This is a genomic window from Bartonella saheliensis (assembly GCF_902162175.1).
The window spans coordinates 119540-132265 of sequence record NZ_LR607196.1 but is presented as its reverse complement, the minus strand read 5'-3'; the positions used below and the strand labels follow the sequence as shown (position 1 = coordinate 132265).

General features: G+C 35.7%; 11 protein-coding genes. 2 read left to right on the top strand and 9 right to left on the bottom strand.

The features are described 5' to 3' along the window. Nucleotides 1–6: 6 nt before the first annotated feature. The 4 genes from kdsA to tpiA form a co-directional block, all read right to left on the bottom strand. The gene (gene kdsA / locus FS875_RS01650; RefSeq protein ID WP_144752137.1) at nt 7–843 is read right to left on the bottom strand and encodes a 3-deoxy-8-phosphooctulonate synthase; all 837 of its coding nucleotides are present in this window, start codon (nt 841–843) and stop codon (nt 7–9) included. 36 nt (nt 844–879) lie between these two features. Then, entirely contained in the window at nt 880–2508 is a 1629-nt protein-coding gene (locus FS875_RS01645) for a CTP synthase (RefSeq protein ID WP_144752134.1), read from the bottom strand. A 132-nt stretch (nt 2509–2640) separates the two neighbouring features. Next, complete coding sequence (gene secG / locus FS875_RS01640; protein ID WP_144752131.1) at nt 2641–3093, bottom strand: preprotein translocase subunit SecG; 453 nt, start codon at nt 3091–3093, stop codon at nt 2641–2643. Between the two features lie 83 nt (nt 3094–3176). Then, nucleotides 3177–3941, bottom strand: a complete 765-nt coding sequence (gene tpiA, locus FS875_RS01635; RefSeq protein ID WP_144752128.1) for a triose-phosphate isomerase — start codon at nt 3939–3941, stop codon at nt 3177–3179. 152 nt (nt 3942–4093) lie between these two features. On the opposite strand from tpiA, the gene FS875_RS01630 reads away from it, so the two are divergent. Beyond that, on the top strand, nt 4094–5983 hold the full coding sequence (locus FS875_RS01630; RefSeq protein ID WP_144752125.1) for a peptidyl-prolyl cis-trans isomerase: 1890 nt from the start codon (nt 4094–4096) through the stop codon (nt 5981–5983). A gap of 808 nt (nt 5984–6791) precedes the next feature. On the opposite strand, the gene FS875_RS01625 is transcribed toward FS875_RS01630, so the two are convergent. The 3 genes from FS875_RS01625 to yajC all read right to left on the bottom strand — a co-directional run bounded on the left by FS875_RS01625 (nt 6792) and on the right by yajC (nt 9789). Beyond that, on the bottom strand, nt 6792–7652 hold the full coding sequence (locus FS875_RS01625; protein ID WP_144752123.1) for a phytoene/squalene synthase family protein: 861 nt from the start codon (nt 7650–7652) through the stop codon (nt 6792–6794). A gap of 843 nt (nt 7653–8495) precedes the next feature. Next, nucleotides 8496–8882, bottom strand: a complete 387-nt coding sequence (locus FS875_RS01620) for an Mth938-like domain-containing protein (protein ID WP_144752121.1) — start codon at nt 8880–8882, stop codon at nt 8496–8498. A 445-nt stretch (nt 8883–9327) separates the two neighbouring features. Further along, entirely contained in the window at nt 9328–9789 is a 462-nt protein-coding gene (yajC, locus tag FS875_RS01615) for a preprotein translocase subunit YajC (protein ID WP_144752118.1), read from the bottom strand. A gap of 686 nt (nt 9790–10475) precedes the next feature. On the opposite strand from yajC, the gene FS875_RS10110 reads away from it, so the two are divergent. After that, complete coding sequence (locus tag FS875_RS10110) at nt 10476–10643, top strand: hypothetical protein (protein WP_166428876.1); 168 nt, start codon at nt 10476–10478, stop codon at nt 10641–10643. Between the two features lie 73 nt (nt 10644–10716). Here the strand turns inward: FS875_RS10110 and FS875_RS01610 are convergent, their stop codons facing one another. Continuing rightward, nucleotides 10717–11865 carry a M23 family metallopeptidase gene (locus FS875_RS01610; RefSeq protein WP_144752115.1) on the bottom strand — a complete coding sequence of 383 codons (1149 nt, stop codon included), beginning with the start codon at nt 11863–11865 and terminating at the stop codon, nt 10717–10719. 169 nt (nt 11866–12034) lie between these two features. Continuing rightward, nucleotides 12035–12694: a protein-L-isoaspartate(D-aspartate) O-methyltransferase gene (locus FS875_RS01605; protein ID WP_144752224.1), complete on the bottom strand. Its 660-nt coding sequence runs from the start codon at nt 12692–12694 to the stop codon at nt 12035–12037. Between the last annotated feature and the right edge of the window lie 32 nt (nt 12695–12726).

The window sequence follows — 12726 nt, the reverse complement described above, 5'->3', positions numbered from 1 at the left end:
CTCTTCTTAATTCAGCTTCTTTGACAGATCATCAAATTCCATTAAAGTCTCAAGCAATCTTTGTAAATCATCAATTTTAACCATATTGGGTCCATCAGAAGGTGCATGATCTGGATCTTGATGTGTTTCTAAAAAAATACCGGCAACCCCAACAGCAACAGCTGCACGCGCTAAAACTTTAACAAATTGACGCTGTCCACCAGATGAAGCCCCCTGCCCTCCAGGTTCTTGAACAGAGTGTGTTGCATCAAAAATAACAGGCGCTCCAAATGAACGTAAAATAGGTAACGAACGCATATCCGAAATAAGTCGATTATAGCCAAATGATGTGCCGCGCTCACAAAGCATAACATTTGGATTACCACTGTAAACAACCTTTTTTAAAACATTCTCCATATCCCACGGCGCTAAAAACTGCCCTTTTTTAATATTAATAACACACCCTGTTTTTGCGGCAGCAATCAAAAGATCTGTTTGACGACATAAAAAAGCAGGTATTTGTAAAATATCAACCGTAGAAGAAACAATGCTACATTGCTCTTCGGTATGCACATCAGTCAATATGGGACAATCAAACTCTTTTTTTAAATCAGAAAAAATAGCCATTGCTTTTTCAAGACCAATGCCACGTGCTGCACTCAAAGAAGTTCGGTTGGCTTTATCATAACTTGATTTATAAACAAACCCGATACCAAGCTGATCGGCAATTGTTTTAATACGACCAGCCATTTCAAAAGCATGATCACGACTTTCCATCTGACACGGCCCTGCAATTAATGAAAGGGGCATTTCATTTGAAAAAATAACATTTCCAACTTTTACACGCGCATTTGGTTTTGTCATTTTATCCCTCAAAAGCAAAGTAACCAAATTTATATCTTAAACCAATCGACTTTGTTCTACAGCTGCCTCAATAAAAGAAGAAAAAAGCGGATGTGGGTCAAAAGGACGTGATTTTAATTCTGGATGATATTGAACACCAATAAACCATGGATGATCTACATATTCTATCGTTTCCGGCAAAATACCATCGGGAGACATGCCAGAAAAAATCAAACCACACTGTTCTAACTTATCTTTATAATCAATATTGACTTCATAACGATGACGATGCCGTTCAACAATCTTTGTCATTCCATAAATTTGAGCAATATGACTTTCTTCTTTTAATTCAGCAGTAAAAGCCCCAAGACGCATCGATCCGCCAAGATCACCATTTTTTGTCCGTTTTTCAAGAATATCGCCTCTGAGCCATTCTGTCATTAAACCTACAATTGGATTTTTTGTTTCGCAAAACTCACTCGATGAAGCATTCTCAATTTGTGCAATATTGCGCGCAGCTTCTATACAGGCCAATTGCATTCCAAAACAAATCCCTAAAAATGGAATTTTACGCTCTCGTGCAAATTGAATCGCTCGAATTTTTCCTTCTGCACCACGCGCTCCAAAAGCCCCAGGAACCAAAATTCCATGCACTTTTTGTAAAGCTAAAACGGAATCTTCTTTTTCAAGCAGTTGCGAATCAATCCACTCAATATTAACTTTTACTTTATTGGCTAAACCACCATGCGCAATCGCTTCGATAAGAGATTTATAAGCATCCTTTAAGCCCGTATATTTTCCTACAACAGCAATCGTCACTTCTCCTTCAGGGTGGTGAATACGATACGTAATATCTTCCCATCGATCCATCTGAGGCGGAGGTGCCGAATCAATTCCAAAAGCGCAAAGAACCTCAGAATCTAAACCTTCTTTATGATATGCCATGGGAACATCATAAATTGTTGGCATATCTAATGCCTGAATAACCGCTTTAGCGCGAACATTGCAAAAAAGTGATAATTTGTACCGCTCTGTTTCTGGAATAGACCGATCTGCACGTACAAGTAAAACATCCGGAGAAATACCAATTGATTGTAATTCTTTGACAGAATGTTGTGTTGGTTTGGTTTTTAACTCACCGGCTGAAGGAATATAAGGCATTAATGTAAGATGGACATAAACAACATTTTGTCGGGAAAGTTCATTACCAAGCTGACGAATCGCTTCGAGAAAAGGCATGGCTTCAATATCACCAACTGTTCCACCTATTTCACACAAAACAAAATCAAACTCTTCATTTCCGTTCGTAATAAATCGCTTAATTTCATCCGTAACATGAGGAATAACTTGAACTGTTGCCCCCAAATAATCACCACGCCGTTCTCGTTCAATGATATTGCGATAAATGCGCCCTGTTGTAATATTATCTTGGCTATTTGCAGAACGCCCCGTAAAGCGCTCATAATGACCAAGATCAAGATCCGTTTCCGCACCATCATCAGTTACAAATACTTCACCATGTTGATAAGGTGACATCGTCCCTGGATCAACATTTAAATAGGGATCAAGTTTGCGAAGGCGTACACGATAGCCACGAGCCTGTAATAACGCTGCTAACGCCGCCGCTGCGATGCCTTTTCCGAGGGAAGAAACCACACCACCAGTAATAAAAACATAACGTGCCATGGGCTTATGGTGATAAGCAATTTATAATGATTTTTCCAGCAAAAAATGCAAAAAGAAACAGTTTTTCTTCTAAAACAAAATAAAAAAGGTGAAAAAATCACCTTTTTTAAAATCTATATTTTCTTTAAAAAACTATTTTGTACTGTGATCCGGAACTGTATTTTCAAGAACCGGTGGAACTGGGGTTTCCGCTTCAGGATTTTTAAGCGATTTTTGTTCCTTCGGAGAATCTGAAGTCCCTCCTAGCTGTTCAAGAATAGAAGGGGAAGAGTTACCATCTGATGATGGAACTGATTCTGAGCCTTTATTGGTAGAGTTCTGCTCTGAATTAACCGGTATACGCTTTAAAATATCAGAACTCGAATTTGATATACTTCCCACAACAGTCAGTCCAATGGACACAACAAAAAAACAACAGGCTAAAATAGCTGTCAACCGTGTTAAAGGATTTCGAGATCCACGTGCTTTCATCAGCCCTGAGCTATTACTCACACCGAGCCCACCGCCTTCTGAAGGTTGGATTAAGATCACCCCAACCAAAGTAATCACAATCAATAAATGAATAACAATAAGTACTGTTTGCATAAACCCTGCTCTTCAAATAACTCTTTTATAAGCTCTTTACACATAAATAATACACAATCCAAGGGGGAACTCAAATTTCTCTTCTATAATTTACGACAAACATCACAAATCGTTAAAAAATCAATTGCTTTTAAGCTGGCTCCACCGATCAAAGCCCCATTAACATGAGGAATGCTTAAAAGCTCGAAGGCATTGGATGGCTTTACGGATCCACCATAAAGCAAACGTATCTTATTACCTTCATCAGCAAAACGAGAGCGCATCTTATTACGAATGAAATGATGCACTTTTGCAATATCTTCTGAAGTTGCTGTATTACCTGTACCTATCGCCCAAACAGGTTCATAAGCGATAATGGTATTCTCTGCTGTTGCATCATCTGGTAAAGATCCTTCAAGCTGTTGCGAAAGAACATCCAACACTTTATTATTATCACGCTCCTCCAATGTTTCACCAATACACACAAGCGCCACAAGGCCTGCGCGCCATGCTGCTTGCACTTTGGCACAGACAATTGAATCATTTTCCTGATACACTGTACGACGCTCTGAATGCCCAAGAATAACATGACTTGCTCCGGCTTCTTTAAGCATAAAAGCTGAAATATCTCCCGTATAAGGACCATGATCATCAAAGTGACAATCTTGTCCTCCTAAAAGGAGATTTTCACCATTCAGCGTATCATAAGCACGCGATAAAAGCGTTGCTGGAACACAAATAAGCGCTTCAAATAGATGATTGAGATCTGAGCTTATGCCTGTAGCAATAGCACGCAACTCTCCAAGCGATTCACTCGTTCCATTCATTTTCCAATTTCCAGCAAGAAAAGGCCGAATATTTGGAGACATATTTTACCTCAAGAGCTCTTATAACACTTTGTTTATCTGTAGTATCAAATTATAAAACGAAAGCAAGTCTTTAAAAGCTTGCATCTTTCGTCTCTTTATTGCAAATTCCATTACTGCTTTGGTAATAATTTATGTTAAAATGAGATTGAACAATGCTTGACGTCATAAGAAGTGCTACAAATTCTTGGATTTTTAGAGTTTTCCTTTCTATTTTACTCTTATGCTTCGTTCTTTTATGGGGGATACCACGGTTACACACAAAAAGCGAAAGAGATCTTATTACTTCTGGAAAGTCCATCGTAACGATCGATGATTATCGTCTTGCACTTGCTGATCAAAGCGCACGTTTAGCACAGGCGGCTCATCTTGGGCGAATGTTTACACCAAATGAAATGCAACAATACCAAATTCCTGCTTTTGTGTTTAATCAATTGCAACAAAATGTACTGCTTGATGAACAAGTCCGTAAAATGAAAATAAGTCTTTCAAAAGATACAATCGCTCATACGATTGGTTCTGATAAGATGTTCCAGATAAATGGTACATTTGATAAAAATTTATTTTATAACTATCTTCAGCATTTACGTATCAGTGAAAGTGCTTTTCTTAATTATTATACCAAACAAGAAAAGCGTAACCAACTTATTGCAGCTTTGCTTTCTGATATGAAAGCACCAGATCTCTTTTATAAAGCTCTTGCTCTTTATCAAGGAGAAAGGCGGAGCGCTGATTATCTCGTTATTGATCTCAAAGGAAAGCAAACGATTACTGATCCTGATCACGAAACACTACAAAAATGGTTTGAAACCCATCAAAGTGAATTTCGCACTCCGGAATACCGGACTGTCTCTTTACTATCAATGCACCTTAATGATTTCATAAAACCCAATGATATCTCAACAGATGAAGCAAAAACCTATTATACCCAAAATGAGTCACATTTTGTAACGCCTGAAAAGCGTATATTCGAAGAACTGCGATTCTCCACACGCGAAGAAGCCGATAAGGCCGCAAAAAAAATAGCCGATGGACTGAGTTTTGATGAACTGGTAAAAGCTGAAAAAAAGACTCTTAATGACATAAAAAAAGGGCCTCTTGCAGAAAATGAACTTCCTCCTCATCTTGCATCGGAAATTTTTGAACTCCCACAAGGACAAATCAGTTCTGTAATAAATGATTTACAAGGACCTGTTCTCGTTCGCGTCACACATATTGAACCTGCAAGCTCACTTCCTTTTGAAAGTGTAGAAGAAAATATTCGCCAAACTCTTGCAAAAAATCGTGCTGCTGATGAGATCCGTAACAATTATGTGGCTATTGAAAATGCTCGTTTTGAAGGCGCTTCTTTTAAAGAGCTTGCGGATCAATACAAGTTAACTCTGCGCACAATTACCCTTGATAAAACAGGTAAAACGCTTGAAGGTACAATCCTCACGGATTTGCCTCAAAAAGATACTTTGTTAAACGCCATCTATCAATCAAATGAAGGCGTCGATCTTGATCCTCTCTCTTTTCAAAATGGTGGATATCTCTGGTATAAGGTCGATAAAATTATTCCTGCTCGCGATAAAACATTAGAAGAAGCTAAGATAGATGTTCTTTCTCAATGGAAAAATGAGGAAATCCAACGCCTTCTTGATGAAAAAGCCCAAAATGCTCTCAAACAGCTTATGGAAGGAAAAAGTCTTGTTGCCCTTGCTCAAACACTTGGTGTTACAAAACAAACAACGCCCCTCCTCCGGCGTCAAGATTCCTCTGAAATCCTTGGTGTTGAAGGAATTAAAACATTATTTTCTAGTCCCAAAGGTCATTATGGCATCATAAAAGGTCCAGTTGCAACAAACCGTATTGTTTATCAAATAAAGTCTGTAACGATGCCTAAAGACATCACTCCTCATACTCTTCCACCTGAAGTTCGGGCCAATATAGATATGATGATAAGAGAAGATCTCAAGCTAGAAATGCTACAAATTGCCAATAAAGAACATCCTTTGGAAATTAATAGCAAAAATTATAATCAGATCTTTAACGCTCTCCAATAAAAAGGATGTATATAATTTTGAAAAAACTTTTTTGATAGAATTTCTATCAGAACTTCGTCTATCGTTGAAAAAGATAAGGCCGATCTTTTGTTTGCTTCTAGCTTAAGATCGGCATCATAATTAACTCTCTTGCAAATCAGTGTGTATATCGGCTTGCAAGAAAACAGGTGATGGATAATGCTAAATCTGTTTTTTCAACATGGTAAACACTATTATCCATCTAAAAGCTATAAAGGTTGTCGCCAATTCCGCTATAAACGTCATCCCTCTTGTCATTACATTTACAGCTTGTCATATTGCCACTCTTAACATTCAATTCATAAGGTGCGTATTGCTTCTTCCTGAAATGATTTTCATTGATACACCCAACTTATGATATGAAAAAACTAGTTTAAAATTCATTATAAACGTGATTAAAAACAAGAAAATCTTTATTTATTCAACGCTCTCATTCAATATAGGAAAAAAATAAACTCTCATGATAAATTAATATATTTATATGTCATAGAAATCATCAATTATGGATTCATAACTTTAATTTCTCAAAAATGAGCGTTTTTCTATAGCCTTAATAGGCTGCCAAAGTAATTTCCCTCATAATAAAATAGAAATTATACTTCATTTGTAAATAAGACACAGCCAATATATTTAGAGTACTCAATATCAAAGTTTTTCATCAAATGCACCAATGTATTAGGCTTTATCTTATGTTTTTCTTTTTTTATAACACATTGATTTATAATTATAATATCTCTTTTTGTCTTCAACATGAAAAAAATCAATCTAACTCTAATCTCATCATATTCTTTTACAATATCTTTGGAAAATGACCGCTTAGTGCCGCTCTTGTTATCAGCCAATAGCGATGTATTAATGACAAAGTTGCACTTTCTTGAAAAGTTTCAGCCCCCAACCGTAGAGCTTTTTGAAGAGAATCCGGTATAATGACCAATGGAAGAAAGGCTGGCTTAAGAGCTCTAGGTAACATATGAAAAGATGCATAAAACTTGCTATAATGATCGCGTGATAATGCTACCATAGCTTCAACAATACGGCCCTTTTGTTGATCACTGAGACGATGAGAATCTAAATCCTTCCTATTCATTCCTACAGCCTGCAGCATATCAGTAGGTAAATAATAATGATAGCGTGATTGCATAAAAGATAAAAGGCGCAATACACCGCTTAATCCTTGAGCAATTCCCCCATGTTTATAGGTATCTGTAAAATCTTGTGCGGCATCAGGATCTAATATCTGACAAGAAAGCTGTAAAATTATACTTGCTGTTTCACTACAATAATGCTCAAGATCATGAAGCGTTTCTAATGGGTTGTGGTAAAGATCTAAAATTTGTGCATCACAATACCGTAAAAAAGCTGTCTTAGGTAAATTAAAAAGAGTCATTGCTGTTAATAAATCACTTAAAATCGGATTACTTGCGTTCGTTTGCATTTCCTCATGCACGATAGAATCATACCACCAGCGTAATCGTATTTCGCCGATGAGTGGATCATGAACACTTTCGCGAATACGAGAAATCTCAGCATTAAATGCGTAAAGAGCAGCCAATGCTTTTCGCTTTTTTTTAGGTGCAAATAAAACCGATATATAGCGATCACGATCTATAGTACGTAAAATATCAAGACAATAAGGAAGAGAGCCTATCATTCTATGAGCCTATTAACGTCCCTTTTTAGCTATTCAATTAATATTCTCTTTTTATTCATATTTAAAAATGAGAGATAAGAAAATACAGTTCAAAAAATAAGATTTTTAAATGTGTTTCTTCATATCTGATGAATGAAAGTTTCTTTTTTAGTGACTTTTCTTTTCAGAAAGAAGACTTTCTAAAATGAAATAAATCATTTTTTTGATAAAATTTATCTTATAGGATTTAAGCGTTTATTTGTCGTAAAAACAGATAAAATAAACTGTAACATGTGTAATGAAACTTAGGAACAGACAAAGAAAAATACTTTTTGACCGAACAGATGACAATACACTGATCATCCAAAACTTCACCAAATGATTAGCCTCTTCTTACAACTTCAAAGAACAAAGATTCCTATTCTCACTTCTCTGTCAAAAATCCAATTTCTTTTGACGGTTTCCTACCTCTCGTAACGAATTAATTTATAGTAATAATTTATCATTTTATCTGTTAAATTAGAAACCCTCATATCATATGATTCTCTCATTTTATGCCTATTCTCTTTCATCTTACACATAAAGCGGGTGTGTAGGTAAAATTAGAACGAAATAAAAATGCTTCTTATGAATGACCTAAAATGCCAAAAACTTATCACTTATGTGATATGCTAGGCTCTACAGGCTAATTCAGCTCTGAATACTTGCTGCTATATTAAAAATACACTTAATGTATTAAGCTTTATGTATAATACTTTATGTTCCTTATATTACCGCCTTAAACGATGGTATTTTGAGATACAACAAAATAATTACACGCACCTTTTATGCTAGATAAGCATATCTATTTTATTAAACAATGCTTTATTCTACCGCAAATAATAATGCCGCAACAGCGCGATCTTCAGCCAATAAAACATTAAATGTACGCACTGCTGCTCCTGTACTCATTGTATCTGATGAAATACGCTTTTCCCATAAAAGGACCTGTAACTCTTCAGGCAATCGTAATAATTCAGTTCCAGTCCCTATTAATAAAACTTCAATCTCATTTGCTTCTTCTAAAACACGAGATAGATCTCCTTGAGTGGGAACAGGCCCAGCCATATCAATGCCATAAATTCCTGATGGAATACAAATAATAGAACCTCTATGAGACATATCAGCAAAACGAAATCCACCATTCCCATAAGCATCAATAGGCGCACGACTTGGAAAATGTGCTTCACGAATTTGAATTGCATCGGACATGAATAAGAACCCTTTATTTTTAAAAATTCACTTGTCTTTTACTTCTTACCATAAAAATCAACGGGAATATAAAACAGTGTTATGTTAACCATAGCTCATCAGAATATTGAGGTAGAAATTTTACTATAACACCTTGATTGGGTTAGACAAAAATATATTAAAAAGTTAACAATAAACCACGATGAAAGGTTATATTTATCTATCTTTTAAAAATTTTTCTTAACTTAGTTGACACAAAAGTGAAAAACTTCTCTTTATAGAAATAAGGACATTGTTTAAAGGTAGAAAGATTTTCCGTAATATCCCATAAATAAAGCAACCATTTTAATAGTCTACAGAAAACAAAAATATCACTTTCTAGCGTGACTATAAAAACATTCCTTCTTTATATTTTAACATTTTTTATAAAAATGCTTTCAAAAATGGTATAAATCGCACTTACACTTTAAGATGCATTTTCCTTATTTTCTTTTGATATTGCCTTTTCCTCTTCAGAGATACTAACATTTTCTTTCACAGTCTTTTTAGACTTAGATTTTTGTGGTGTTTTCGTTTTAGCATTAAGTTTTGATTTTTTTTCTGCAATCGGCTCACCTTTAACACGTACATCCGCTAATGTTGAACGAAGAACACGAATATTCATATTCTCACCAATTTCAACCTCTAATTCACCACTCTCGTCATGAACCTTCGTAACCTTGCCGATAATACCACCACCCGTTATAACTGTATCACCGCGACGTACTGCATTAAGCATTTCCTGCCGTTTTTTCATTTGGGCTCGCTGTGGACGAATGGCAAAAAAATACATAATTGCAAAAATTAAAATGAATGGGACAGCGTTAACAAATGAAATTCCACCGGAAACATCGCCTGCAACTTGAGCATAAGCGTTTGTAATCAACATTTTTATCTCCTATAGTTAAACTTCAGGTATTTCCCACTCTCTTAAAATTAAACCCGATTCAGAAAAAATTCCTAAAGAATTTATTATAAAAAGCTATAATGATACAATGTAATCTCAGCTTGATGGAAATGCAATAAACCCTTAAGAGACAGAGTACAATAAGAAAAAATTTTAAAAAACAGATTTATTTTTCTCTATTATATATCCTGCACTAGAAGCCTTTTCTTTTACTCAATAAATGATACAAAATAATTTATTTAATGAAAAAATATTAATTTATAGAGATAACTCATTATTTTTTAATGTCGAATTATAGAGCTCAATACCGTAAAACGCTCTCATTTCAAACTTTTTGAATTCATCAAAAAATTTTCTTGCCCATCACACCTGTAAAATAAACATAAAGATAAAAACTCTTTATGAAAAAAAGTCAAATATCTCTTCTCAAGCTCCTTAAATGCAAGCATATTGCAAATGCTGGATGCTGATAAATCGTGTGATGCTCTTTGTTCTATCCCTTCATAAAGGCAAAGATGATAATCTCTAATGCTCCAAACAAACTGCTCTTTTAAACCAATGACTTTTTGCTACCACATAACGTTAAACATGGGCCAATACCTTTCAATGATCGGACGTCATGTTAAAGTCCATGAAACACGTCAATACTTCATCAAATGAGATTGGCTTTGAAAAAAGAAGTAACATCACAGATTGATTATTCGACTCCTCAAACATTGCTTAGTGTTTTGAATCATCTACAAGAGCCAATTGAACAGAGATATCATTTTATTGCAGAATTAGCACCGAAAATAGAAGCTTTAAAAAATTTAAAAGATTCTGATGAATGCAATTGATTTAAGAAAATAAATTGTTTTCATGAAATTTCTATAAACTATAAGATTATTAAAATTTAATGTCATTAATCCATTAGTTTTCTAAATATTTAAAAGGATCAACGGGTAATGAATTCTTACGCATCTCAAAATAAACACGTGGCGTTTTAACATTTCCTGAAACACCCGACTTCGCAATCTCATCACCACGTCTTACCCTTTGGCCTTTGCTCACAACAAGCTGACTATTACATCCATAAATAGTGATAATATTATTTTCATGTCGAATCATAACAACATTCCCCAGCTCTTTTAAGCCATCTCCTGCGTAAATAACAACACCATTTTCCGCCGCCTTTACCGATGATCCTTCAGGCACAGCAATGTCTATTCCTCGATTCATTATTGTTCCTTTTTTTTGACCAAAATGGCTTAATAAACGCCCTCGTACCGGCCAACGCATTTTAGAAATTCCCGTGGCTTGCGGCGTCTTAATATTATCTGTGCGCGTAATGGTACTTGATAAATCAGATTCATGATTCAATTGCACCATCTGTTTAGAAGAACTTTTTTCAGAATTTGATCTGTTCACCTGTGCAGAAGGTGGTGTTGTTACAGGAGCTTTATATATAGGAGAAGCTTTCTTATTCTTTATAGAAGACGTCACCTGAGGTTGGAATGAAGATTTTGCTGTTGAAGTTTCTAACGTACGCCTGCTTGGAAGCACAAGGACTTGACCGATATAAATAGAATTACTGTTTATACCATTTGCTGATTTTAATGCCTCAACACTAACCCCTACTTGTCGTGCAATGCTGAGTAGTGTATCCCCTCTCTGGACAATATAAGAGTTCTGCCGGAGAATAGGAGAATTATCCATTTGTGAACGGGAAAGTGTTCCAAGGTTACGTGGAGGTGCCCCTATAACACGATCATCAGGAGAAGCTCCCCTACCTTGCTGTGAAGAATTATAGGGAGGATTGCTATCGATCCACGAATCATCATTTGGTTCTACGGGGGGTAACTCAGTGCTTTGTATCATGTCCCCGCCGTACGATAGCATTCCCGGATCTATATACATAGAATTCGCTATATTTGATTGAGAGGGTACCCTATGATGAGAAGCAATATTGGAAAAACGTTGTGAACCAGAACTACAACCAGCAACAATAGTTACCACCGCTAAAAAAGTTATTCTCTGAAAATTATACTGGAAAATATTATCCAAAGCTTTTAGACACATCGTTTTGCTCACTCATCAATACTCAACTTACTCTATTAAAGCTTTTTTAAATTACCGAAGTGTTAAAATGAAATGTTTTATTCATAAATATCTTTAATTAAGATCAAAGTGAATTTAATATAAAATAGAGAGAGTGAAATAATTTATGCTATTTCTTAAATTTTAAAAATTAGAGTCTCTCCGCAATATCTTTAATAAAGGGTTGATAACGCACTTGAAACAACTCTAAACATTCAAATCGGCTACCAATTTTTGTATAGCGCGTCACCGTTTGTACCCCTTCATCAGGTCCTATGGCTTGAATGAGAATTCCATTCTCAGCTAAAAGTTCTAAAAATTCCTTGGGTTCATCAGAACGTGACGGCCAAATAAGAATACGATCAAATGATCCCAAACTTGCCACATTATGGCTTCCATCAATCTGCCGTATAATAATATTTTCAATACCCAAAGTTTGAAATTTTTGGCGCGCTAAATCAACAAGCGTTTTATAACGATCAACCGTCGTCACACGATCACTTAAGCATGCCATAAGAGCCGTACAAAAGCCAGAGCCCGTACCAATTTCCAAGACACGATGCTTTTTTTTCAATGATAGAGCTGAAAGAATCAAGAGCTGTTCTTCCAAACGTTCCATATATTCCCCACACTCTATGGGAATAACCTTATTATCATAAGCACTATCAAACCACGGAGCAGAAACAAATTGTTGACGTGGAATTTTCTCCAAGGCCGAAAAAAATCGCACGTCATCAATGCCTTTGCTACGCATTTTCAGTACAAGAGCAGCCAACTCCTCACGAAATTGCAAAATACCCTTTTGCTCCATAGTATCATTCACTCTCTAATGGAGATGCATTT

Bases quoted from the DNA above. Each gene is read 5' to 3' on its own strand.
- FS875_RS01610 (WP_144752115.1), bottom strand. From the start codon at position 11,865: ATGTGTCTAAAAGCTTTGGATAATATTTTCCAGTATAATTTTCAGAGA.
- secG (WP_144752131.1), bottom strand. From the start codon at position 3,093: ATGCAAACAGTACTTATTGTTATTCATTTATTGATTGTGATTACTTTG.
- tpiA (WP_144752128.1), bottom strand. From the start codon at position 3,941: ATGTCTCCAAATATTCGGCCTTTTCTTGCTGGAAATTGGAAAATGAAT.
- FS875_RS01645 (WP_144752134.1), bottom strand. From the start codon at position 2,508: ATGGCACGTTATGTTTTTATTACTGGTGGTGTGGTTTCTTCCCTCGGA.
- yajC (WP_144752118.1), bottom strand. From the start codon at position 9,789: ATGTTGATTACAAACGCTTATGCTCAAGTTGCAGGCGATGTTTCCGGT.
- FS875_RS01620 (WP_144752121.1), bottom strand. From the start codon at position 8,882: ATGTCCGATGCAATTCAAATTCGTGAAGCACATTTTCCAAGTCGTGCG.
- kdsA (WP_144752137.1), bottom strand. From the start codon at position 843: ATGACAAAACCAAATGCGCGTGTAAAAGTTGGAAATGTTATTTTTTCA.
- FS875_RS01605 (WP_144752224.1), bottom strand. From the start codon at position 12,694: ATGGAGCAAAAGGGTATTTTGCAATTTCGTGAGGAGTTGGCTGCTCTT.
- FS875_RS01630 (WP_144752125.1), top strand. From the start codon at position 4,094: ATGCTTGACGTCATAAGAAGTGCTACAAATTCTTGGATTTTTAGAGTT.
- FS875_RS01625 (WP_144752123.1), bottom strand. From the start codon at position 7,652: ATGATAGGCTCTCTTCCTTATTGTCTTGATATTTTACGTACTATAGAT.